21 protein-coding genes are annotated in these 22717 nt (G+C 67.5%); 15 read left to right on the top strand and 6 right to left on the bottom strand.

Annotation, left to right across the window (positions count from 1 at the left end; translation table 11 throughout):
- Window positions 1-152 precede the first annotated feature (152 nt).
- The 6 genes from dapE to map all read right to left on the bottom strand — a co-directional run bounded on the left by dapE (window position 153) and on the right by map (window position 6793).
- Window positions 153-1286 carry a succinyl-diaminopimelate desuccinylase gene (gene dapE, locus EO170_RS08670; RefSeq protein ID WP_126944127.1) on the bottom strand — a complete coding sequence of 378 codons (1134 nt, stop codon included), beginning with the start codon at window positions 1284-1286 and terminating at the stop codon, window positions 153-155.
- Between the two features lie 111 nt (window positions 1287-1397).
- A complete protein-coding gene (locus EO170_RS08665; protein WP_126944124.1) occupies window positions 1398-1754 on the bottom strand; it encodes a Spx/MgsR family RNA polymerase-binding regulatory protein in 357 nt (118 codons plus the stop codon).
- Complete coding sequence (locus EO170_RS08660; RefSeq protein ID WP_126944121.1) at window positions 1751-2215, bottom strand: hypothetical protein; 465 nt, start codon at window positions 2213-2215, stop codon at window positions 1751-1753. Before EO170_RS08660 ends, EO170_RS08665 begins: the two co-directional genes overlap by 4 nt.
- A complete protein-coding gene (dapD, locus tag EO170_RS08655) occupies window positions 2212-3381 on the bottom strand; it encodes a 2,3,4,5-tetrahydropyridine-2,6-dicarboxylate N-succinyltransferase (protein WP_164740310.1) in 1170 nt (389 codons plus the stop codon). Before dapD ends, EO170_RS08660 begins: the two co-directional genes overlap by 4 nt.
- Before the next feature lie 29 nt (window positions 3382-3410).
- The gene (locus EO170_RS08650; protein WP_126944118.1) at window positions 3411-6020 is read right to left on the bottom strand and encodes a [protein-PII] uridylyltransferase; all 2610 of its coding nucleotides are present in this window, start codon (window positions 6018-6020) and stop codon (window positions 3411-3413) included.
- On the bottom strand, window positions 6017-6793 hold the full coding sequence (map, locus tag EO170_RS08645; protein WP_039520326.1) for a type I methionyl aminopeptidase: 777 nt from the start codon (window positions 6791-6793) through the stop codon (window positions 6017-6019). Before map ends, EO170_RS08650 begins: the two co-directional genes overlap by 4 nt.
- 291 nt (window positions 6794-7084) lie before the next feature.
- Between map and EO170_RS08640 the strand changes: the two genes are divergently transcribed.
- From EO170_RS08640 to rseP, 15 genes are all read left to right on the top strand, one after another.
- Window positions 7085-7636, top strand: a complete 552-nt coding sequence (locus EO170_RS08640) for a spore coat U domain-containing protein (protein ID WP_104556086.1) — start codon at window positions 7085-7087, stop codon at window positions 7634-7636.
- Between the two features lie 8 nt (window positions 7637-7644).
- The gene (locus EO170_RS08635) at window positions 7645-8415 is read left to right on the top strand and encodes a molecular chaperone (RefSeq protein ID WP_104648346.1); all 771 of its coding nucleotides are present in this window, start codon (window positions 7645-7647) and stop codon (window positions 8413-8415) included.
- 16 nt (window positions 8416-8431) lie between these two features.
- On the top strand, window positions 8432-10783 hold the full coding sequence (locus tag EO170_RS08630; RefSeq protein WP_126944115.1) for a fimbria/pilus outer membrane usher protein: 2352 nt from the start codon (window positions 8432-8434) through the stop codon (window positions 10781-10783).
- Window positions 10780-11814, top strand: coding sequence for a spore coat U domain-containing protein (locus EO170_RS08625; RefSeq protein WP_164740978.1), 1035 nt, complete (start codon window positions 10780-10782; stop codon window positions 11812-11814). The genes EO170_RS08630 and EO170_RS08625 overlap by 4 nt, the downstream gene beginning before the upstream one ends.
- A 48-nt stretch (window positions 11815-11862) precedes the next feature.
- Window positions 11863-12195 (top strand): hypothetical protein, encoded by a 333-nt coding sequence (locus EO170_RS08620; RefSeq protein WP_104583391.1) that lies wholly within the window; start codon window positions 11863-11865, stop codon window positions 12193-12195.
- A gap of 2 nt (window positions 12196-12197) precedes the next feature.
- Window positions 12198-12905 (top strand): fimbria/pilus periplasmic chaperone, encoded by a 708-nt coding sequence (locus EO170_RS08615; protein ID WP_126944112.1) that lies wholly within the window; start codon window positions 12198-12200, stop codon window positions 12903-12905.
- Window positions 12906-13265: 360 nt separating this feature from the next.
- A complete protein-coding gene (gene rpsB, locus EO170_RS08610) occupies window positions 13266-14087 on the top strand; it encodes a 30S ribosomal protein S2 (protein ID WP_026064294.1) in 822 nt (273 codons plus the stop codon).
- Between the two features lie 168 nt (window positions 14088-14255).
- Window positions 14256-15134, top strand: coding sequence for a translation elongation factor Ts (gene tsf, locus EO170_RS08605; RefSeq protein ID WP_104583393.1), 879 nt, complete (start codon window positions 14256-14258; stop codon window positions 15132-15134).
- 279 nt (window positions 15135-15413) lie between these two features.
- Window positions 15414-16937 (top strand): GGDEF domain-containing protein, encoded by a 1524-nt coding sequence (locus tag EO170_RS08600; RefSeq protein ID WP_119132350.1) that lies wholly within the window; start codon window positions 15414-15416, stop codon window positions 16935-16937.
- Window positions 16938-17043: 106 nt separating this feature from the next.
- Window positions 17044-17766, top strand: coding sequence for a UMP kinase (gene pyrH / locus EO170_RS08595; protein WP_104648342.1), 723 nt, complete (start codon window positions 17044-17046; stop codon window positions 17764-17766).
- Between the two features lie 193 nt (window positions 17767-17959).
- The gene (frr, locus tag EO170_RS08590) at window positions 17960-18517 is read left to right on the top strand and encodes a ribosome recycling factor (protein ID WP_016902392.1); all 558 of its coding nucleotides are present in this window, start codon (window positions 17960-17962) and stop codon (window positions 18515-18517) included.
- 17 nt (window positions 18518-18534) lie between these two features.
- On the top strand, window positions 18535-19296 hold the full coding sequence (gene uppS, locus EO170_RS08585; RefSeq protein WP_164740977.1) for a polyprenyl diphosphate synthase: 762 nt from the start codon (window positions 18535-18537) through the stop codon (window positions 19294-19296).
- The gene (locus EO170_RS08580) at window positions 19293-20120 is read left to right on the top strand and encodes a phosphatidate cytidylyltransferase (RefSeq protein WP_126944106.1); all 828 of its coding nucleotides are present in this window, start codon (window positions 19293-19295) and stop codon (window positions 20118-20120) included. The genes uppS and EO170_RS08580 overlap by 4 nt, the downstream gene beginning before the upstream one ends.
- A gap of 2 nt (window positions 20121-20122) precedes the next feature.
- Window positions 20123-21313, top strand: a complete 1191-nt coding sequence (locus EO170_RS08575) for a 1-deoxy-D-xylulose-5-phosphate reductoisomerase (protein ID WP_126944103.1) — start codon at window positions 20123-20125, stop codon at window positions 21311-21313.
- Window positions 21314-21339: 26 nt separating this feature from the next.
- A complete protein-coding gene (gene rseP / locus EO170_RS08570) occupies window positions 21340-22686 on the top strand; it encodes an RIP metalloprotease RseP (protein WP_126944100.1) in 1347 nt (448 codons plus the stop codon).
- Window positions 22687-22717 lie beyond the last annotated feature (31 nt).

Below are 22717 nucleotides of genomic sequence, written 5' to 3'. Positions count from 1 at the left end.
ACCCGCATCGGCCGCGCACGATTGTTCGCGCGCAGATTGTTGCGGTTGGCGTTATTGAGCTTGGCGCGCTGGAAGACCATGTGGCCGACGCTAACCGTTCGTTTTCGCGGGCGCAACTGTTTCAGCGGCAACGAGGGCGGCAGCCAGGCAGTTCAGTCGACCAGCAGCCGCTCGATCAGGCTGCGGTACAGCGCCGGCAAGGCCTGCAGATCGGCCACGCGCACATGCTCGTCGACCTGATGGATGCTGGCGTTGACCGGACCGACTTCGATGCATTGCGCGCCTAACGGTGCAATGAAGCGTGCATCGGAGGTGCCGCCGCCGGTGCTTTCCTCCGGCGGCGCGCCGGCAAACTGGCCCAGCACCACACGTGCGACGCTGCGCAGGCGCCCTTCCGGGGTATAGAACGGCTCGCCGCTGCGATGCCAGCGCAGCGCATAGTCCAGCCTGTGGCGATCCAGCAATGCGACGATCTCCGCTTCCAGCCGTGGCGCATCCCACAGCGGGGTGTAGCGCAGATTGAAGGCCACCTGCAGCTCGCCCGGAATCACGTTATTGGCGCCGGTGCCGGCATGGATGTTGGAAATTTGCAGGCTGGTCGGCGGAAAACTCTCGAAGCCCTCGTCCCACTGCCGTGCCACCAGCTCGGCCAATGCCGGCGCGGCCAGATGGATCGGATTGCGCGCCTTGTGCGGATACGCCACATGCCCCTGCACGCCTTTCACCGTCAGCGTGCCGGACAGACTGCCGCGGCGGCCCACGCGCAGCAGGTCGCCCAGCCGTTCGGTGGATGACGGCTCGCCGGTGATGCACCAGTCGATCGCCTGCCCGCGCGTGCGCAACAGCTCGGCCACGCGCCGCACGCCATCGATGGCATCGCCTTCCTCATCGGAAGTCAGCAACACCGCCAGCGTACCGGCGTGCTGCGGATGGGCGGCGACGACCTGTTCGGCGGCGACCGCGAAGGCGGCCACGCTGCCCTTCATGTCGGCCGTGCCGCGCCCGTACAGCACACCATCGCGGATCTGCGGATCGAACGGATCGCTGGTCCACGCCTCGCGCGGTCCGGGCGGCACCACATCGGTGTGGCCGAGCAGCACCAGCACCGGCGCACCGCTGCCATGCGTGGCCCACAGATTGTCGACCTCGCCCAGGCGCAAATGCTCGCAAGTGAATCCGGCGGCCTCCAGGCGTTGCGCAATCAGCACCTGGCAGCCGGCATCGTCCGGTGTCACCGAGGCGCGTGCGATCAGCTCACAGGTCAGTTGCAGTACGTCACTGGTCATGCTCGTCCTTCCGATAAAAAGATGCACCCGGGCCGTCGCAGCAGCAGGCAGCCTGCCTTCCACGCGCCCGCCACGCCCACATGTGCGCGAGCCGATGACGCGATGGCGCCGTCAGGCGATGTTGAACCTGGCCTTGAAGCCGTTGTCGGAGAAGCCCTGACTGAACGCACCATCGTCGCTCACCACCACCGGGCGGCGGATCAATTGCGGGTATTCGCGCAGCAGCAGCTTCCATTCGGCGTCCGAACCCGGCGTCTTCTTGTTGTCGGGCAGCTGCCGCCAGGTGATCGAGGACTTGTTGATCATCGCCTCGAATCCGCCGGCCTTGCCGGCCCAATCCAGCAGCGTCTCTGGCGCGGGTAGGTGCTCGCGGTAGTCGACGAAGGTGTAGGCCACGCCGAAGCGGTCCAGCCACCTGGTCGCCTTCTTGCAGGTGTCGCAGTTCTTCAATCCGTAGAGCGTGGTCATTTCGTCTCCTTCTCGACCCCGCGGCGCGCGTTTGCACGCGCCAACAGGGTGGTTACCAGTTGATCGTGTTCCTGCCCGTGTGCGGGCAGGAACAGCACATCGGCGCGTGTGCCGTGGAATCTCAGCGCCATCCGCCGTGGCGGAATCAGCCATGCGGCATCGACCGAGCGCAACTCGGCAAGATCCACGCGCTGCGAGCGTCCATGCTGGACGATCACCAGTGCATCGCCGACCTGCGCCCAGCGGGTGGATGCCCATGCCAGACGCAGCGTCATCAGCACCACCAGTGCAGGCGCCAGCCAACGCAGGACCTCCAGCTGCTGCGGCACGCCATCGCGCACCAGCGCGCCGGCCACGTAGAGCGCCACCCATCCCAACCACATGGCCGGGATGCCCCAACGGATCCAGCCACTGGCCGGACGCGACAGCATGGCGCCGAGCACCGGCTGCGCGCTACTCAATCGGCCAGACCGCGCAGCAGCTCGTTGACGCTGGTCTTGCTGCGCGTCTTGGCATCCACCTGCTTGACGATCACCGCGCAATACAGCGAGTGCGAGCCGTCCTTCGACGGCAGCTGGCCGGACACCACCACGCTGTAAGGCGGCACGTAACCGTAGGAAATCTCGCCGGTGGCGCGGTTGTAGATGCGCGTGCTCTGGCCAATGAACACGCCCATGCCGATCACGCTGTGGTGACCGATCACCACGCCTTCGACCACTTCCGAACGCGCACCGATGAAGCAATGATCTTCGATGATGGTCGGGCTGGCCTGCAGCGGTTCGAGCACGCCGCCGATGCCGGCGCCACCGGACAGGTGGCAATGCGCGCCGATCTGCGCGCACGACCCCACCGTGGCCCAGGTATCGACCATGGTGCCTTCGCCCACATAGGCGCCGATGTTGGTGAAGCTCGGCATCAGCACCACGTCCTTGCCGAAGTAGCTGCCGCGCCGCGCCACCGCGCCCGGCACCACGCGCACGCCGGCCTTGCGGAACTCGGCCTCGCCGAAGCCGGCAAAACGCGACTCCACCTTGTCCCAGAACGGCGCCGGCTGCGCGTCGATCACCGCCATCTCGTTGACGCGGAAATACAGCAGCACGGCTTTCTTCAACCATTCGTTGACGGTCCAGCCGCCCTTCCCGTCCGGCTCGGCAACGCGGAACTCGCCGCGCTCCAGGCCGTCGATGACGCGGGTGACGATGGCGCGGGTGGAGCCGTCGATCTCATCGACGGTCAGGCTGGCGCGGCGCTCGAACGCACTCTCGATGCCGAACCTGAGTTCGTCATTGCCCACCTGCGTTGCAGCACCCTGCACCGCCTTTTCGGCGATCGGCAGTTTCTTTGCAGCGGCAGCCTTCTTGGCAGCTGGTGCCGACACCACGCTGGTCGGCTGCTTGGCCACGCGCGGGGCCGCACTGGCGGCCGGCTTGGCCGCGCTTTTCTTGGCAACGCTTTTCTTGACGACACGTTTGCCGGCGCCAACGGCCTTGCCGGCCGCCGCGGTGACCTTGGTCTTGTCGACAGCCGGTGCCTGACGCGCCTTGCCGCTGTCGCGCGTGGCGCGCTTGGGCGCTGCGCTGGTGGTGGTCGCGCCCTGCTTGCGCGCGGTCTTCTTGCTGGTGGCCATGGGGGTCTCCGAACGGACTGACGGACTACTTAGGTGGGATCGAGGCAGGCGCACAGCGCATCGCGCAGCGCCTGCCGTGCGGATTCGGGCAACGGGCGGTCGTGCTCGTCGGTGATCTGGAACTGGTCTTCGGCACGCTCGCCGAAGGTGGCGATGCGCGCATCGTGCACACGCAGGTGTTGCAGGCGCAGCACATTGGCCACATCGGCCAGCAAGCCGGGGCGATCAGGCGCCACCAGGCTGATGCGGGTACGGCGGCCACCGGCGCTTTCGCTGAATTCCACGCGCGGCGCAAAGCGGAAGTGGCGCAGCTGGCGCGGCACCGCCCGCCGCGAGGGCCGCACCTTGTGCAGGTCGCCGGCCAGCACCTGGCGCAAGGCCGCAGCCAGACGCTGCGGGTCGCCATCGGCGGAGCTGTCCTGCGGCAGCACCTCGAACACGTCGAGGATCGCATCGTGCGGCGCATCCAGCACGCGGGCGCGATGGATGCCATAGCCCTTGCGATCCAGCGTGGCGACGATCGCCGAGAACAGGCCATCGCGATCGGGCGAATACACGAACACTTCCAGCGCGTCGTTGTCCGGCACCGCGCGACGCGCCTTGACCAGGGTCTGCCCGATCTGCACTTCGATCAGCGAGACCGCCTGCCAGGCCAGTTGCTCGGGACGGAAGCGCAGGAAGTTTTCATCCGGCATGCCGGCAAACTGGCGGTCGATGGTGGCATCGTCGTGGCCTTGCGCCTGCATCAACGCGCGTGCGGACTCGCGCGCTTCGCGCAGGCGCTCTTCGCGCGGCGGCGGATGTTCCAGGCCCTCGCGCAGCGCGCGCCGCGCGGCGAAGTACAGGTCGGCCAGCAGCCGGTCCTTCCACGCGTTCCACAGCTTGGGGCTGGTGCCGGCGATGTCGGCGCAGGTCAGCAGGTACAGGTAGTCCAGGCGCTCGCGCGTGCCGACCAGGGTGGCGAAACGGTGGATCACCTCCGGGTCGGAGATGTCCTGCTTCTGCGCGGTCACCGACATGCGCAGGTGCTGCTCCACCAGCCAGGCCACCAGCGCGGTATCGCCGTCGCTGAGCCGGTGCGCCTGGCAGAACGCGCGCGCATCCACCGCGCCCAGCTCGGAATGGTCGCCGCCACGGCCCTTGGCGATATCGTGGAACAGCCCGGCCAGCAGCAGCAATTCCGGCTTGCGCAGGCGCGGCCAGACTTCGTGGGTGATCGAAAAACGCTCGTCGGCGCGACCGGCGGCGAATAACGCGATGTTCCGCAGCACCATCAAGGTGTGCTGGTCCACCGTGTAGACATGGAACAGGTCGAACTGCATGCGCCCGGACACGCTGGCGAATGCCGGGATCCACTGGCCCAGCACGCCCAGGCGCGCCATGCGGTTGAGCGACTCCACCGCCCGCGGGCCGCGCAGCAACGCCATGAAGCGGTCGCGCGCAGTCGCACCGGCCACGTCGTAGGCCGGCAACTCGCGCAGCACCTCGGCCAGCGCGCGCGCCGTCAGCGAATGCAGCCCACGCACCTCGCGGTGCGCCGCCCACTGCGCAAACAGCGCAAAGACCTGCAGCACATCGCCGGCCGGCCAGTCCTCCGCATCCGCGGCCAGATAGCCGCGGCGCAGGCTGAAGCCCTCGCCGAGCGGCTCCGGCACCGCTTCGCCATCGAATTGTTCTTCGAAGCGCTGCAGCAAGCGGTCACTGATGCGGCGGATCAACGCAGCGCTGCGGTAGAAGCGCTGCATCATCTTTTCCACGCCCAGGCTCTCCGGGTCGTCGGCAAAGCCCAGCCGCTGGGCAAGCGTCTTCTGGTAATCGAACCCCAGCCGCTCTTCCGGCCGTTTGGCGACCAGATGCAGGCCGAAGCGCAAGCGCGCCAGCTCCTCGCGCTCGCGCCGCAGCGCTGCGGCTTCGTCGAAGCCGACATGGCCGAGCCCGACCAGCGCTTCCAGATCCTTGACCCCGAACGCGCGCAGCGCCATCCAGCCCAGTGTCTGCAGGTCGCGCAGACCACCGGGGCCGTCCTTGATATCCGGTTCGAGATTGTCGGCGGTATCGCCGAAGCGCTGGTGCCGCGCCAGCAGCTCTTCGCGCTTGGCCTGGAAGAATTCGCGCGCCGGCCAGACCTGTTGCGGCGAAATCGCGGCCGCCAGGGCCGCACGCGCCTGGCTGCCGGCCACCAGCGGGCGCGACTCGATCAAGGCGGTCAGCACTGTCTGGTCGGCGGCCGCGGCGGTGCATTGCGCCGGCGAGCGCACCGCGTGGCTGATCGGCAGGCCCACATCCCACAGCAAGGCAAACAACCGCGCCAGGGCCTGCTCGTGCTGTTGCTGCACGCCGGTCTCGCCCAGCACCAGCACATCCACGTCCGACCGCGGGAACAGTTCGCCGCGCCCGTAGCCACCGACCGCATGCAACGACAGTTCGGCATCGGCCGGGATGCAGCGCGTCCACGCATTGCGCATCAATTGATCGACCGCGCGTGCGCGCAAGGCCACCAGGCGCTCGATCGGCTCGCCCTGGTCGAAGCGCTTGCACAGCCGCATGTCGGCGTGCACCAGCAGCGGGCGCGCCTGCGCGGCCCACTCGGCATCGCCGGCGGCACCCGGGTCGGGTCGGTCCGCCGGCGTGGCCGTCATACCGGCGCGGGAGCGTTCGGCGACAGCGTCAGCACATCCACGCCGTCTTCGGTCACCGCGACCATGTGTTCCCACTGGGCGGACAACTTGCGGTCCTTGGTCACCACGGTCCAGCCGTCCGGCAGGGTCTTATGGTGGTAGGTGCCTTCGTTGATCATCGGTTCGATGGTGAAGGTCATGCCGGGCTTGAGCACCAGACCTTCGCCGGGGCGGCCGTAATGCATCACCTGCGGCTCGTCGTGGTAGACCTTGCCGATGCCGTGGCCGCAGTAGTCGCGCACCACGCTGAAGCGCTCGGCCTCGGCAAACTTCTGGATCGCGTGACCGACATCGCCCAGCGTCGCGCCCGGCTTGACCGCGCGGATGCCGCGCCACATCGCTTCGTAGGTGGTTTCCACCAGCCGCTTGGCCATCACCGATGGCGTGCCGACGTAGTACATGCGGCTGGTGTCGCCGTGCCAGCCATCCTTGATGACGGTGACATCGATATTGACGATGTCGCCGTCCTTCAGGACCTTGGCCGCGCTCGGGATGCCGTGACAGATCACGTTGTTGACCGAGGTGCACACGCTCTTGGGAAAGCCGCGATAGCCGACATTGGCAGGAATGGTGCCCTGCACGTTGACGATGTGGTCATGGCAGATGCGGTCCAGCTCGGCCGTGGTCACGCCCGCCTGCACGTACGGAGCCACGACATCGAGCACCTCGGCGGCCAAACGGCCGGCGACGCGCATCAGTTCGATTTCTTCTTTGGTTTTCAGATTGACGCTCATGGCCACGATTATCGCCGATTCGGGCTGAATCTGAACGGCCTGCGCGCGCGTTTTTGCGCTGCGGAGGCAGAACCACAGAAACGGACGGGGCAGCAGGAAACTGGCGGCGCCACGTATTCATGTGTGACGCACTACCGCGCGCGTCAAAAAGCCTGTCAGCGGAGTCATCCGAGAGACATCGCACTTTCGGGAAAAACCCTGAGGTTAAACAGTGAGATAGCCAAATCATTCAGGGTAATCTTTGGCATGGCTGATGCATTGGGTCAGGGGCGACGAGTCGTCGCGTCACCAATGACCAGACCGGTCAAGGAAATGTCCATGCGTACTGTCCGCCCTGTCCTGCTGTCCCTTGGCCTGCTCTCGACCATTGGCGCTGCCACTGCAGCAGATACCACCACATTCAACGTCAAGATCGCCGTCACCAAGGCCTGCACCATCACCGCCGCTTCCGCGACGGACGTCGACTTCGGCTCGGTGTTGTCCACCTCCACCGCCAATGCCGACGCCAACGGCAGCGTGACCGCACAGTGCACCGCGCTGACCCCCTACAACATTGCGTTGAGCGCGGGCAGCAATGCCGGCACCGCCAACGACGTCACCACCCGCCGCATGAAGAACACCGATGCGCTGGTCACCACCAACAACTTCATCGCCTACCAGCTGTACCAGGATCTGGGCCGCAGCACGGTCTGGGGCAGCACCACCGGCACCAATACGCTGAGCCGCACCGCCACCGGCATCAACCAGGTCTATCCGGTCTACGGCCGCGTGACCAACCCGTCGGCCAACAATCCCGCCACCGGTACCTACCAAGACACCATCACCGCCACGATCGTCTATTGAGCGCGCGCATGCCATTGCACCACCCCCTGTCCTACCGGATGCCGGGCCGGCTGGTCACGGCCGGGCTGGCACTGATGCTGGCGCTTGGCAGCGGCTGGCCGCTGCAACCGGCCCATGCGGCCAGCCTGCAGCTGGCACCGACCTCGCTGACGCTGAACGCGCAGCAGTCCGCCGACGGGCTGTGGCTGAGCAACAGCGGCAGCGCGCCGGTGCAGGTACAGACCCGGGCCTATCGCTGGACCCAGCGCGACGGCAAGGATCAGCTGGACCCGACCCAGGAACTGCTGATCAGCCCGCCGATGCGCACGCTGGCCGCCGGCGAGCGCCAGCTGATCCGGGTCATTCGCGCCGGGCCCGCGCCCACCAGCGAGGAAGCCTGCTACCGCATCATCGTCGACGAATTGCCCAATGCCGATGCCGATCGCAAGGGCATGCAGTTCGTGCTGCGCTACTCGGTGCCGATCTTCCTGCTGCCGCCGGGCAGGACCGAATCCGCGCCGACCTTGAACACGCAGGTGATCGCCGGCAGCGACGGCACTGCGCAGATCCAGATCAGCAACACCGGCAATGGGCACGCCCAGGTCGCCGACCTGCAGCATCGGGTCGACGGCACGACCAAGACCGCATTGAACGGGCTGGTGGGCTATGTCCTGCCCGGCCAGACCATGCGCTGGTCACTGGGCGCACCGCTGGCCCAGTTCGGCCGCGGCACCATCATCGCAAGGATCAATGGTGAGGCGGACGAACGCACCTTGTTGGCAGCGCCGACAGCGCCGTGATGCGGGCCGGCTGGCGATGACGCTGCTTGCGACCGCCACCTGCCTGGCGCATGCCGGCTCCGGCGACCTGGCCGATATGGCGCCACTGCCCGATCAGGCCCCGCAGAGCGTGGCGGCCCTGCCGCAGACGCTGTACCTGGATGTCACCCTCAATCAGGCCGACCGCGGCCTGGCACCGTTCGAGCTGGTGGACGGTCACCTGCGCGGCTCGGTCGACACGCTGCGCAAGCTGGGCTTCATCCTGGCCGACCGCGCCGCCAACGAACTGGTCGACCTGGATCGCCTGCCCGACGTGGAAGTGCGCTACGACGCCGCGCTGCAACGGCTGGCGCTGCAGGTACCGCTGGCGCAGCTGTCGCTCTCCACCACGGTGCTGAAGGCCGAACAGGTCGCACCGCCCAGCGCCACCGCCTCGCCGGGCATGCTGCTCAACTACGACTTCTATGCCACGCGCAATGCCGGGGCCAGCAGCGTGTCGCTGGCGACCGAATTGCGCGGCTTCGGCATCGGCCGCGGCATGGTCGATACCACTGCGGTGTTCCTGGCCTACGACCGCCCGCAGGACCAGCGCTGGCGCAGCGAAGCGGTGCGCCTGGACAGCGCCTGGCAGATGGACTTCCCCGACAGCGCCACCAGCCTGACGGTCGGCGATTTCTACAGCGGCTTTGTCGACTGGAGCCGCTCGATCCGCCTGGGCGGGGTGCAGATCGGGCGCAATTACGCGTTGCAGCCGTATCGCGTACTGACCCCCACGCCAAGCTTCCTGGGCGAGGCGGTGGTGCCCTCGACCGTGGAGCTCTACGTCGATGGCCTGCGCCAGTACAGCGGCCAGGTGCCGGCCGGCCCGTTCCAGCTGGCCGCGCAACCAGGCATCAGCGGGACCGGACAGGCGCAGATCGTGGTGACCGATGCGTTCGGCCAGGTGCGCCGGCTGGACTTCGCGTTCTATGGCACGCCGCAACTGCTGGCCCGCGGCATTTCCGAGTGGTCGGCCGGCATCGGCCATCTGCGCCAGGACTACGGTGTGCGCTCGTTTTCCTACGCCTCGCGTACGGTTGCCAGCGCCACGCTGCGCAAAGGCCTGCGCGAAGACTTCACCATCGAGGCGCACGCCGAGGCCGGCGGCGGCGTGGTCAATGCCGGTGCGGGCGGCGTGTGGCTGCTCGGCGTCGGCGGCGTGGCCAACGCCGCCTATGCGCACAGCCGGATGGATGCGCTGCGCGGTGGCCAGTACGTGCTGGGCTATGCCTGGAACAACCGTCGCTTCAACGTCACCGCCGGCACCCAGCGCACCCACGGCGACTATCGCGACCTGGGCGCGCTGCAGGGCGCGTTGCCGGCGCGCATCAGCGATCGCGTGGCATTCGGCATCAACGTCAATCCGATCGGCTCGCTGGGCACCAGCTATGTGCGCCTGAGCTACCCGCAAGGCGACACCTCGCGTTACGCGAGCCTGTTCTGGTCGCGCAACTTCGGGCGCAACTGGGCGGCCAACCTGTCCGGCAACCAGAACCTGGATGTGCGCAGCGACCGCAGCCTGTACCTGTCGCTGTCGACCACGTTCGGCGAGTTGCGTCAGGCCAGCGCGTCGATGCAGCGCAACGGCAACCGCACCGGCTTTGTGGCCGACCTCAGCCAGCCGCTGCCCGGCGACGGCGACCTGGGCGGGATCGGCTGGCGCCTGCAGGGGCGGGCCGGCGACGATGCCAGCGGCGGCCTGGCCGAACTGGGATGGTTGAACCGCATCGGCCGCTACAACCTCGGCGTCGCCAACCAGGATGGCAACAACTTCGGCTATGCCAGTGCCAGCGGCAGCCTGGTGTGGATGAACGGCCGCGGCTTTGCCGCGCGCGACATCCAGGATGCCTTCGCGGTGGTGTCCACCGACGGCCAGCCCGGCATTCCGGTGCGGCTGGAGAATCGCCTGATCGGCGTCACCGACGCCCGCGGGATGCTGCTGATCACCCCGCTGCAGTCGTGGCAGCGCAACCAGTTGTCCATCGACACCCTGAACCTGCCGGCGGACCTGCGCGTGGACCGCGTCGATACCGCAGTGACACCGCGCCAGCAGTCCGGGGTGGCGGTGCGCTTCGGCATCACCCGGGTGCGCGCGGCCATGATCGTGCTGCACGACGCCCAGGGCGTGCCGTTGCCGGTCGGCAGCGTGGTGCAGCGCGAAGGCGATGCCGAACGCGTGGTGGTCGGCTACGACGGCGAAACCTATCTGGACAACCTGCAGACCGACAACCGCATCCTGGTCGAGCTGCCCGCTGGCCGCTGCAGCGCTCGGTTCACCTACCCGGCCAACCCCGGCGGCATTCCGCGGGTCGGCCCGCTGCCCTGCGTGCTCGAGCAGGAGACCCCATGAGCCTGCCCGCACCCTGGCGCCTGCTGCTCGCGCTGGCGATCGCCGTGTTGTGGCTTGCCCCCGGCCAGGACGCGCGCGCCGACACCACCTGCAGCGTCACCCTCGGCACCCCGCTGGCATTCGGCAATGTGGCGGCCAACGGCACCACCGATGCGGTGGCAACGCTCAATGTCACCTGCGCGACCGCCGCGCTCAGCGTGCTGGGCTATGCCCAGGTGAGTCTTTGCCTGGACCTTGGGCCGGGCAGCGCCAGCAACGGCCTGTATGCGCCGCGCCGCATGCTCAACCCCACCGGCGACAGCCTGGACTTCCAGATCTACAGCGAGGCCACGCGCACCCAGGTCTGGGGCTCCACCGGATCGACGACGCCTTCGCCGCGCCTGCTGACGCTGTCCTACGGCGTTCCGGTGATCACCGGCGGCTCGCAGACGACCACCCTCACCCTGTACGGGCGGATTCCGGCCAGCCAGACCCTGTCGGTCGGCAACCACACCAGCAGTTTCGGCGGCGCCGACACCGTGCTGCGCTACTCCTACAACGAGAGCATCATCGGCGTCCCGGCGGCGCCGAGCAGTTGCACGGCCGGCGGCAGCGGCGCCAAGACCGCTAGCAATGCGTTCCCCTTCACTGCCTCGGCCAACGTGCCGGCACGCTGCAATACCTACGTCACCACCGACCTGGATTTCGGCAGCATCGCCGGCACCATCGATACCGCCATCGATCGCACTTCCACCATCAGCCTGTCGTGCACCAACCGCACCGCCTGGAATATCGGGCTGGGCGATGGCATCAATGCCACCGGCAGCGTCCGGCGCATGCGCCATGTCAGCAGTGCCAACTACATCGCCTACGAGCTGTATCGGGACGCCGGCCGCGGCAGCCGCTGGGGCACCAGCATCGGCGTCGATACGCTCAGCGGCACCGGCAACGGCGTCGCGCAGACGGTGACCGTCTATGGGCGCGCGCCGGCACCGCAGCAGCCCATTGCAGGGGCCTACAACGACACGGTGACGGTCTCCATCACTTACTGACAGTTAATAAAGTTCGCATCGGGGGCGTCGCTATCTGTTACGTCTCCAATGCAAACGATTGCCTTCATGACGCTGGTCACTCTCCTGAAGCGCCTGACGCTGGTCGCCCTCGTCTGCACCGCGACCTCGACCGCGGCCAATGCGGCCGCTGCGCGCGGCCCGGAAAACTTCACCCTGCACATCGGATTGCGCCTGCTCAGCGGCTGCGAGCTGCGTACTGCGCCCCCGCGCGCCAGTTGTTCCAGGGGCACGCCGATGGCGATCGCCCCGCCGGCCAGCACCGCCGAAGACCCCGCCGTCACCAGCACCGGGCAGGATGCCAGTGCACTCGCCGGGCCTGCGCCTGCCGGCAGTGCGCGCATGACCACGATCGCGTTCTGAGCATGGCCACGCCTCGCTCCCGCTGCTGCCTGCTGGCGCTTGCACTGGCCGGCCTGGCCATCGTCGGCACCGCCGCTGGCGCCGAGATCGCCATCGCCCCGACCACTGCACGCATTCCCGCCGACAGCGACCAGGCGGCCGTCTGGCTCTACAACCAGGCCGCGCTGCCATGGCGCGCCGAAGCCAAACTCTACCGCTGGCGCCAGGACGGCGACCGCGAGCTGCTCGAACCGGCCACCGCGGCCACCGTCAGCCCGGCGCAGTTCGAAATTCTGTCGCAAGGCCGGCAGCTGCTGCGGGTGATCCGGCTGGGCCCCAGCCCGGCACAGGCCGAGGACAGCTACCGGTTGGTGGTGACCCAGCATGCCGCCGGCAGCGATACCGAGCTGCTGCGGTATTCCACGCCGGTATTCGCCCTGCCCAGCCAGCCCGGCGAACAGCACCCGGTGCTGCAGGCCAGCGTGTCCGGCCACGGCAGCGGCCGCGCCCTGCAGGTCCACAATGCCGGGCCGAGCCACGCCCGGCTGGCCGACCTGGCCTACATCGATGCCGGCGGTACCCGCCGCAGCATCCGCGACGACCTGGCCGGTTACGTGCTGCCCGGCCAGACCCGCCAATGGCCGCTGCCGGCCAACCTGCCCGCCGGCAACGGCCGCTTCGTGGCACGCATCAACAGCGATACCGAGACTACGCTGGCACTGGAGCCATAAGCTCTGGGGATTGGGGATTGGGGATTCGCATCGAGGAAGCCCAGCTTTTGCCAATCCCAAATCCCCAATCCCGAGCCCCAATTGCACCTCCCCGCCCCGCCGGCTATACTCCGCCGGCTGTTTTGCGTATTGCACGCAGTGCGTCGTTCACGTCGGACGTCACCGACGAATTCACACCTGCCGCCGCCATCCGTGCCGGGGTGCCCCCAACAGGGGGTTCGACACGGAGGCGACAGGGAAGCCCAACCCCGGAATCATGTGCGTTTTGATGCGAGTCCCTCGCAACAGCCCGCACATCCATGTGCGGACTCCTCAAAGTCAAGGCCGCGCACGGTGATTCCGCTATCAGGAGTTACTTCAATGCCCCAAGTCACCATGCGTCAGATGCTGGAAGCCGGCGTCCATTTCGGTCACCAGACCCGCTACTGGAACCCCAAGATGGCGCCGTACATCTTCGGCGCGCGCGGCAAGATCCACATCATCAACCTCGAGAAGACCGTTCCGCTCTTCAATGACGCGATGAACTTCCTCTCCTCGATCGCGCAGAAGCGCGGCACCGTGCTGTTCCTGGGCACCAAGCGCAGCGCGCGCGAGTCCATCAAGGAAGAAGCCGAGCGTTGCGGCATGCCGTTCATGACCCAGCGCTGGCTGGGCGGCACCCTGACCAACTTCCGTACCGTCAAGCAGTCGGTTGCCCGCCTGAAGGAACTGGAGTCGGCCGAGACCGACGGCACCTTCGACAAGCTGGTCAAGCACGAAGTGCTGGGCCTGCGTCGCGAGCGCGAGAAGCTGGACGCCTCGCTGGGCGGCATCAAGGAAATGAACCGCCTGCCCGACGCGATCTTCGTGATCGACATCGGCCATGAAGACATCGCCATCAAGGAAGCCAAGAAGCTCGGCATTCCGGTGATCGCGGTGGTGGACACCAACTACGATCCGGCCCTGGTCGACTACGCCATCCCGGGTAACGACGACGCCATCCGTGCCGTGCAGCTGTATGCACGCGCCGCTGCCGACGCCGTGCTGGAAGGCAAGGCCGCTGCGCCGAACTCCGCGTCGGTGCGCGAGGAAGAGTTCTCCGCCGAGTCCGCCGACGAAGGCAAGGGCCGTCGCGCTCCGGCCAAGAAGGGCGACAAGAAGGCTGACGCGCCGGCCGACGCGGCCGCTCCGGCTGCCGAGTAATCGGCCTGCAATGCGGCCGCACCATGCTGTGCGGCCGCAGCCCCGACGGGCCCCCGCGGCCCGTCGCCGAGGCCACCGAACATCTCTACGGGGGCGGCCGGCATGGCTGCGTCGTCTCCTACTGGCGGAACATTCCGCCGCACGCATTCGTCCATATGAGGTAATTCCATGGAAATCACTGCTTCCCTGGTCAAGGAACTGCGCGAGCGCACCGGCGCCGGCATGATGGAGTGCAAGAAGGCACTCGTCGAAAACGCAGGCGACATCGACGCCGCTGCCGAATGGCTGCGCAAGTCCGGCCTGGCCAAGGCCGACAAGAAGGCTGACCGCGTTGCCGCCGAAGGCCGCATCGCCACCGCACAGGCCGGCGGCAAGGCCGTGCTGGTCGAAGTCAACTCCGAGACCGACTTCGTCGCCAAGGACGAGAACTTCCTGGCCTTCACCGAGACTGTGGCCACCGCCGCGCTGAACGCAGACGCAGCCGATGCCGAAGCGCTCAAGAGCGTCAAGCTCGACAGCGGCGAGACCATCGAAGAGCGTCGCGCCGCGGTCATCGCCAAGGTCGGCGAGAACCTGCAGGTGCGTCGCCTGGTCCGTATCGACAGCGCCAACAACGTCGCAGCCTACGTGCACGGCGGCCGCATCGGCGTGCTGGTCGAGCTGAAGGGTGGCGACATCGAGCTGGCTCGCGGCATCGCCATGCACATCGCCGCGATGAACCCGCCGCACGTCAAGGCCTCCGACGTCCCGGCCGAGTTCATCGCCAAGGAAAAGGAAATCGAACTGGCCAAGATGTCCGAGAAGGACAAGGCCAAGCCGGCCGAGATCCTGGAAAAGATCATCAGCGGCAAGATCAGCAAGATCGTCAACGAAGTGACGCTGTACGGCCAGCCGTACGTGCTGAACACCGACCAGACCGTCGAGCAGGCGGTCAAGGCCGCCGGTGCCGACGTGGTCGGCTTCCAGCGCCTGGCCGTTGGCGAAGGCATCGAGAAGGTGGTGGAAGACTACGCCGCCGAAGTGATGAAGCAGGCCGGACTGGCCTGATCCTCGCCGCACCGTAGAAAAAGCCGCGGCTTGCCGCGGCTTTTTTTTGCCCGGCGCTGGCGCGCGCGCCAGCAACGCGCGAAACTGAAGCGAACGCATCCGCCAGGCCCGCAACCGGCCTCAACATCTACAGATGTCGTGGCGGTGGCCGCTACAGCTGGATGCCGACCAGGCTTTCCGCGTCCATCACGCACGCGCTGCGGCGCGGCGGCGGCCAAGCATGGCGTGCCCCATTAACGAACGCAGCGGTATGCTTGCGTTCACCGTCGGCGATGACCCATGCAACCAGATCTACAGGCCGCCCTGCACTATTGCCGCAACCTGCCGTCGCCTCCGGGTGTGGCGCTGCGCGTCATCGAGCTGGCGCAGGACCCCGACGTGGACATGACCACCACGGCCAACGTCATCGGCATGGACATGGCATTGAGCGCGCGCATGCTGCGGGTTGCCAATTCGCCGCTGTACGCCAGCCGCCGCCGTATCGACAACCTCGGCCAGGCGCTGACCATGCTCGGCCTCAACGCGACCCTGAGCCTGGCACTAGGGTTTTCGATGGTGCACGGCGTGCGCAGCACCTTCGCCGCGCATCCGCTGCATGAGCGCATCTGGCGCCGTGCCGGGCTGTGCGCGCTGGCCAGCCGCATCCTCGGGCAGGCCTACGGCATCCGCAAACCCGAAGAACTCATGCTGGCCGGCCTGCTGCAGGACATCGGCAAGCTGGCCCTGCTGCAGGGCGCGCCCGAGCTGTATGCGCCGCTGCTGGAGCAGGCGCCCGACAACGCCGCGCTGCTCGAGGCCGAACGCGAGCAGCTGGGCGCCACCCATGCCGAAGTCGGCGCCTGGCTCGCGCATCAATGGCAGTTGCCGCCGTACCTGCAGAACGCCATCGCGCAAAGCGAGCAAGAGCCCGCCGGCCTGGAGCCGTTCATGGCCTGTGTCGCGCTGTCCGGGCGCCTGGCCGACATCTGGCTGTCGGCCAGTGCCGTGGCGGCCACCGAACGCGCGCAACAACAGGCGCAAGAGGTGCTGGACCTGGACGCCGAACGCTTCGAGAAGGTGATCGAACGCATTGCCGAATCGCTGCCCGAACTGGAAGCCCTGTTCGACATTCGCGTGCCGCAGCCCGAGCACATCCAGATGATCTTCGAGCAGGCGCGCGAGCTGGCGATGCTGCGCAGCCTGCGCGAATTGCAGGACGTGGCCGAAGCGCGCCGGCATGCCGACGAATCGGAAAACCGCATGCGCCATCTGGCCGAACAGGCCAGCCGCGATGCGTTGACCGGCGTGTTCAATCGCCATCAGCTCGGCACTGCGCTCGCGCACGAGTTCGAGCTGGCATCGCGCCAGAACTGGCCGCTGTCGATCGCCTTCATCGACCTGGACGACTTCAAGCGCGTCAACGATGCGCATGGTCACCTGGTCGGCGACGAGGTACTGCGCAACTTCGCGCAGACGCTGCAGCGCATGGTGCGCACCAGCGACCTGGTCGCCCGCTATGGCGGCGAGGAATTCCTGGTGATCCTGCCCAACACCGCGGCCGAAGCGGCATTGATGGTGGTCGAGCGCATCCTGGCCGAAACCGCACGCACGCCGATGGCGCAACTGCAGGGCGGCCCGTTGCACATCACCTTCTCGGCGGGGCTGGCCACCCACGGCGGCGACGACCGCCAGTTCGAGAGCATCGAGCATCTGCTGCAGGCCGCCGACAGCACGCTGTACCGCTCCAAACATCGCGGCCGCAACCGCGTCACCGCCTACGATGCGACCGACGTGCCGACACCGCAGCCGCCGCGCGCGCACTGAGCAACGTGTCACGTCATCGCCAACTACCGAATTTTTACCACGCCCGGTGACAGGCTTCCGCTAGACTTGCCGGCGTTTGCCGATCCCCCACACCGAGGTTTCCCCCATGTCCGAACTTGCCTATCGCCGCATTCTTCTCAAACTTTCCGGGGAGGCGCTGATGGGAGACGGGGATTACGGCATCGATCCCAAGGTCATCAACCGCCTCGCCCATGAAGTGATCGAAGCCCAGCAGGCCGGCGCGCAGGTCGCCCTGGTGATCGGCGGCGGCAACATCTTCCGGGGCGCCGGCCTGGCCGCCAGCGGCATGGACCGCGTCACCGGCGACCACATGGGCATGCTGGCCACCGTGATCAACGCGCTGGCGATGCAGGATGCGCTGGAGAAGCTCGGCGCCAAGGTGCGCGTGATGAGCGCGATCAAGATCAACGATGTCTGCGAGGACTTCATCCGCCGTCGCGCGATCCGCCACCTGGAAAAGGGCCGCATCGCGATCTTCGCCGCCGGCACCGGCAATCCGTTCTTCACCACCGACTCGGGCGCGGCGCTGCGCGCGATCGAGATCGGTGCCGACCTGCTGCTCAAGGCAACCAAGGTCGACGGCGTCTACGACAAGGACCCGAAGAAGCACACCGATGCGGTGCGTTACGACAGCCTGACCTACGACCAGGTCATCCTGCAGGGCCTGGAAGTGATGGACACCGCCGCCTTCGCACTGGCGCGCGACAGCGACCTGCCGCTGCGCATCTTCGGCATGAGCGAGCCCGGCGTGCTGCTGCGCATCCTGCACGGCGAGCAGATCGGCACGTTGGTGCAGGGCCGCAGCTGAGGCTGGGAATCGGGAATCGGGATTGGGGAATCGCAAAGGCGCGGCGCCCGGGCTGCGCTGATAGCTCACGATGGCGGCGCCGGGCGTGAAGTGCCGGCAAGTGAACCGGCTGCGCGGGTCCTGACGACCCGCGAGTCGTGAAACCTCAGTCCCGGCTATAATCTCCGGATTCAGCTCCACACGGATTCCGGCGATGCTCAACCAGATCAAACAAGACGCGCAGACGCGCATGACCAAGAGCATCGATGCTCTGCGCCATTCCCTGACCACCGTGCGCACCGGCCGCGCCTCTCCGGCGCTGCTGGACGGCATCAAGGTCAAGGCCTACGGCACCGACACCCCCCTCAACCAGGTCGCCAGCATCAGCGTCTCCGAAGGCCGCTCGCTGGTCATCAGCCTGTTCGACAAGGGCATGATCAAGGACGTGGAAAAGGCGATCTACGCCTCGGATCTGGGCCTGACCCCGACCGTGGTCGGCACCGTGATCCGTCTGAACCTGCCGCCGCTGACCGAGGAGCGCCGCAAGGAGCTCAGCAAGGCCGTGCATGGCGAGGGCGAAGACAGCAAGGTGGCCATCCGCAACATCCGTCGCGATGCCAACCAGCAGGTCAAGGACCTGCTCAAGGACAAGGCGGTCACCGAAGACGAGGCACGCAGCGCCGAAGACGACATCCAGAAGCTCACCGACAAGGCCATCAAGGATGTGGATGAGGTCGTCAAGGCCAAGGAACAGGAACTGATGACGGTCTGATCGTGGCATCGCCTGCCATGCATCCAGCACCTTCCGCTGCCGCCGTGCCGCGCCACATTGCCATCATCATGGATGGCAACGGGCGTTGGGCGCAGCGTCGGCGGCGTCCGCGCATGATCGGTCATCGCGCCGGCGCGCGCGCGGTCAATCGCACCATCGATTTCTGCCTGGAAAAAGGCGTTTCGGCGCTCACCCTGTTCGCGTTTTCCAGTGAAAACTGGGGCCGCCCGCAGGAGGAAGTCGATGCACTGATGAAGCTGTTCCTGCACGCGCTCGATCGCGAGGTCGACGAACTGCAGCGGCGCGGCGTGCAGGTGCGCTTCATCGGCGATCGCAGCCGTTTCGCTACGCCGCTGCGCGAACGCATGGCCGCCGCCGAGCGCGTCACCGCCGCCAATGCGCGGCTGGTGCTGAGCATCGCCGCCAGCTATGGCGGCCGCCAGGACATTGCGCTGGCCGCGCGGGCATTGGCCGAAGAAGTGGCCGCCGGCCGCCTGCAACCGCAGCAGATCGACGAAGCGCTGCTGGCCAGCCGCGTCGCGTTGGCCGATCTGCCGGCGCCGGACCTGTTCATCCGCACCGGCGGCGACACCCGCATCAGCAATTTCCTGCTGTGGCAGCTGGCTTATACCGAACTGTGGTTCACCGAAACCCTGTGGCCGGAGTTCGATGCCGGCGTGCTGCAGCAGGCGCTGGATGACTACGCCGGGCGCGAACGCCGCTACGGCCTGACCAGTGCCCAGATCGCCGAGAAGGCGACGGAGAGCTCCTCCGCATGACCAAGACCCGCGTGATTGCCGCGCTGATCATGGCGCCGCTCGCCATCTGCGCGATCGTGCTGCTGCCCACGCAATGGCTGGCGGCGCTGGCGGCGATCCTGTTCCTGACCGGTCTGTGGGAGTGGCTCAAGCTCTCCGGCATCGACGACAGCCTGCCGCGCACCGTGCTGCTGATGCTCAATCTGCTGCTGATGGTGCTGATGGTGTGGGCCTCGGCCGGCTCCATGGTGCTGTTCCAGATCGCCGCCCTGGTGGGGGTGGTCTGGTGGCTGCTGGCGCTGCTGTGGCTGCGCTTTTTCACCTTCGGTGCCGATCACGGCAACGGCCAGGCGCGCGCGCTCAAGCTCGCCGCCGGCACGCTGGCGGTATTGCCGGCCTGGGCCGCGCTGGTGCTGCTGCATGCCAACCCGGACAAGGGCAACCTGTGGCTGCTGACCGCGCTGACCATGGTGTGGGCGGCCGATTCGGGCGCCTATTTCGCCGGCCGCGCGTTCGGCAAGCACAAGCTGGCGCCGCGGGTCAGCCCCAACAAGACCATCGAAGGCCTGCTCGGCGGCATGGTCGCCGGCATCGTGGTCGCCTGCGCGTTCGGCTGGCTGGCCGGGCTCACCCTGGCGCACGTGCCGCAGCTGATCCTGGTGGCGGCGGTGGCGGTGCTGGCATCGGTGCTGGGCGATCTGTTCGAGAGCCTGCTCAAGCGCCATGCCGGCGCCAAGGACTCGGGCACGGTGATTCCGGGCCACGGCGGCGTGCTGGATCGCATCGACGGCGTGCTCGCCGCCCTGCCGGTGTTCGCACTCGGCAAGGAAATTCTCGGGTTCTAGATATGGCTGGCTCTGCTCTCCGTCACGTCGCCGTCTTCGGCGCCACCGGCTCGATCGGTGCATCGGCACTGGATGTGATCGCCCGTCATCCGCAGCGGCTGCGCGCCAGCGTGCTGTCGGCCGGCAGCAAGGTCGACGAGCTGCTGGCGCTCTGCGTCACCCATCGCCCTGCGCACGCAGTGATCGCCGTCCACTCCCTGTACCCGGCGCTGCGCGACGGTTTGCGCGCGGCCGGACTGGCCACCCAGGCCCACGCCGGCAGCGAGGCCCTGGACGCGCTGGCTGCCAGCGATGCCTGCGATACCGTGGTGGCGGCGATCGTGGGAGCGGCCGGCCTGCCGTCCACGCTGGCCGCGGCCGGCGCCGGCAAGCGCCTACTGCTGGCCAACAAGGAATCGCTGGTGCTGGCCGGCGAATTGCTGACCCGCACCGCGACTGCGGCCGGCGCCGAGATCATCCCGATCGACAGCGAGCACAGCGCCATCTTCCAGTGCCTGCGCTCCTGCGACGCCAGCCGCGGCGTGCGCCGGGTCATCCTGACCGCGTCCGGCGGTCCGTTCCGTGGCTGGGACCGCGCCGCGCTCGGTGCGGTCACGCCCGCGCAGGCGGTCGCCCATCCCAAGTGGTCGATGGGCCCGAAGATTTCGGTGGATTCGGCGACGCTGATGAACAAGGGCCTGGAGGTGATCGAGGCGCATCACCTGTTCGGCCTGCCCGGCGCCCGGATCGATGTGCTGGTGCATCCGCAGAGCCTGGTGCACTCGCTGGTGGAATTCGTCGACGGCTCCACCCTGGCCCAGCTTGGCCTGCCCGACATGCGCACCACGCTGGCGGTTGGCCTGGCGTGGCCGGAGCGGGTCGAGTCCGGCGTTGGCGGGCTGGACCTGCTGACCCAGGGGCGGCTGGATTTCGAGGCGCCGGACACGGCCGCCTTCCCGTGCCTGCGCCTGGCCTGGGAGGCGCTGGAGGCCGGCGGGACCGCGCCTGCGATCCTGAACGCGGCCAATGAAGTGGCTGTTTCAGCGTTTCTTCAGGGCCAGGTGGGTTTCCTAGCGATTCCCGCGTTGGTCGAACACACACTGACAACGCTCCCACGGCACAATGCCGACTCCCTCGACACCCTGCTGTCTGCCGATGCGCAAGCGCGGCAGATCACCGAACGCGCCCTCGCCAATCACCGCCTTCATGCCTGATCGATTTACGCAACCGAGTTGCATCCATGGGTGATTTCATCGGTTCGGTCTGGTGGATGATCGTCAGCCTGGGCGTGTTGGTGACCTTCCACGAATTCGGGCACTTCTGGGTCGCGCGCCGCTGCGGCGTCAAGGTGCTGCGCTTTTCGGTGGGCTTCGGCAAGCCGTTGTGGATGCGTCGTGACCGCCACGGCACCGAGTTCGTGGTGGCGGCCATTCCGCTGGGCGGCTACGTCAGGATGCTCGACGAACGCGAAGGCGACGTGCATCCGGCCGAGCAGGACCAGGCCTTCAACCGCAAGACGGTATGGCAGCGCATCGCCATCGTCGCCGCCGGCCCGATCGCCAACCTGTTGCTTTGCATGGCGATGCTGTGGGCGATGTTCGTGGTCGGCAAGCAGGATTACTCGGCCACCATCGGCCGCGCCGACGGTCTGGCCGCCGAAGCCGGCCTGAGCCCGGGCGAGCGCATCGTGCGCATCGATGGGCGCAGTGTCAGCAGCTGGAGCGATGCCAGCATGCAGCTCACCACGGCGGCGATGGACCGGCACGACATCCGCGTGCTGACCGCCACCGAAGGCGCCGGCAACCGCGAGCACACGCTGCGCCTGTCGCAGCTGCCGGCCGGCTTTGACGAGCGCCGCGTGGCGTCGCTGGCCGGCATCGGCTGGCAGTTCATGCTGCAGCCGCCGGTGGTGGGCCAGGTGGTCGCCGGCTCGGCGGCGCAGGGGCTGCTGCAGCCGGGCGACCGCATCGTGGCCATCGACGGCCAGCCGATCCGGTCGGCCGACGAGATTCCCGCCCAGCTGCAGGCACTGGGCGCGCAGGGCGGGACCGGCATGATCGAGGTCGCGCGCGGCGACGACCGGCTGGCGCTGGAAATCGCCCCGCGCCGGTCGCCGCAGGGGCAATGGCTGCTCGGCGTGGGGTTTGCGCCAGCGCAGGCGCCGGCCTACGACAGCCGCCAGCAGTACGGCATGTTCGCCGCGGTGCCTGCCGCGATCCGCGAGACCGGCCGGATGACCGCCGACTCGCTGGGCATGATGAAGCGCATGCTGACCGGCCAGGCCTCGGTCAAGAACATCTCCGGCCCGGTCACCATTGCGCGCGCCGCCAACGCCTCGGCCGAACGCGGGCTCGACTGGTTCCTGTATTTCCTGGGCTTGCTGTCGCTCAGCCTGGCGATCATCAACCTGATGCCGATCCCGATCTTGGACGGTGGGCATCTGCTGTATTACCTTATCGAGTTGGTCAAGGGCAGCCCGATCAGCGAACGGGCCATGATTGCCGGGCAATATGTCGGCCTGGCGGTCCTGGCCGGGCTGATGGGACTGGCGTTCTACAACGACATCCTCGGCCTGGTTCCACGATGAAGCTGCTCCACTCTTTCCGCCTGTTGTCGTC

The organism is Xanthomonas sp. BRIP62409, assembly GCF_003992965.1.
GTDB classification, from domain to species: domain Bacteria; phylum Pseudomonadota; class Gammaproteobacteria; order Xanthomonadales; family Xanthomonadaceae; genus Xanthomonas; species Xanthomonas euroxanthea.
Note: the sequence above shows the minus strand (reverse complement) of the source record. Positions and strands in the feature narration are given on the sequence as shown.

Bases quoted from the DNA above. Each gene is read 5' to 3' on its own strand.
- dapE (WP_126944127.1), bottom strand. From the start codon at position 1,286: ATGACCAGTGACGTACTGCAACTGACCTGTGAGCTGATCGCACGCGCC.
- EO170_RS08650 (WP_126944118.1), bottom strand. From the start codon at position 6,020: ATGACGGCCACGCCGGCGGACCGACCCGACCCGGGTGCCGCCGGCGAT.
- EO170_RS08635 (WP_104648346.1), top strand. From the start codon at position 7,645: ATGCCATTGCACCACCCCCTGTCCTACCGGATGCCGGGCCGGCTGGTC.
- tsf (WP_104583393.1), top strand. From the start codon at position 14,256: ATGGAAATCACTGCTTCCCTGGTCAAGGAACTGCGCGAGCGCACCGGC.
- EO170_RS08575 (WP_126944103.1), top strand. From the start codon at position 20,123: ATGGCTGGCTCTGCTCTCCGTCACGTCGCCGTCTTCGGCGCCACCGGC.
- pyrH (WP_104648342.1), top strand. From the start codon at position 17,044: ATGTCCGAACTTGCCTATCGCCGCATTCTTCTCAAACTTTCCGGGGAG.
- EO170_RS08580 (WP_126944106.1), top strand. From the start codon at position 19,293: ATGACCAAGACCCGCGTGATTGCCGCGCTGATCATGGCGCCGCTCGCC.
- EO170_RS08620 (WP_104583391.1), top strand. From the start codon at position 11,863: ATGCAAACGATTGCCTTCATGACGCTGGTCACTCTCCTGAAGCGCCTG.
- uppS (WP_164740977.1), top strand. From the start codon at position 18,535: ATGCATCCAGCACCTTCCGCTGCCGCCGTGCCGCGCCACATTGCCATC.
- frr (WP_016902392.1), top strand. From the start codon at position 17,960: ATGCTCAACCAGATCAAACAAGACGCGCAGACGCGCATGACCAAGAGC.
- EO170_RS08600 (WP_119132350.1), top strand. From the start codon at position 15,414: ATGCAACCAGATCTACAGGCCGCCCTGCACTATTGCCGCAACCTGCCG.
- EO170_RS08625 (WP_164740978.1), top strand. From the start codon at position 10,780: ATGAGCCTGCCCGCACCCTGGCGCCTGCTGCTCGCGCTGGCGATCGCC.
- EO170_RS08630 (WP_126944115.1), top strand. From the start codon at position 8,432: ATGACGCTGCTTGCGACCGCCACCTGCCTGGCGCATGCCGGCTCCGGC.
- dapD (WP_164740310.1), bottom strand. From the start codon at position 3,381: ATGGCCACCAGCAAGAAGACCGCGCGCAAGCAGGGCGCGACCACCACC.
- rpsB (WP_026064294.1), top strand. From the start codon at position 13,266: ATGCCCCAAGTCACCATGCGTCAGATGCTGGAAGCCGGCGTCCATTTC.
- EO170_RS08640 (WP_104556086.1), top strand. From the start codon at position 7,085: ATGACCAGACCGGTCAAGGAAATGTCCATGCGTACTGTCCGCCCTGTC.
- map (WP_039520326.1), bottom strand. From the start codon at position 6,793: ATGAGCGTCAATCTGAAAACCAAAGAAGAAATCGAACTGATGCGCGTC.
- rseP (WP_126944100.1), top strand. From the start codon at position 21,340: ATGGGTGATTTCATCGGTTCGGTCTGGTGGATGATCGTCAGCCTGGGC.
- EO170_RS08615 (WP_126944112.1), top strand. From the start codon at position 12,198: ATGGCCACGCCTCGCTCCCGCTGCTGCCTGCTGGCGCTTGCACTGGCC.
- EO170_RS08665 (WP_126944124.1), bottom strand. From the start codon at position 1,754: ATGACCACGCTCTACGGATTGAAGAACTGCGACACCTGCAAGAAGGCG.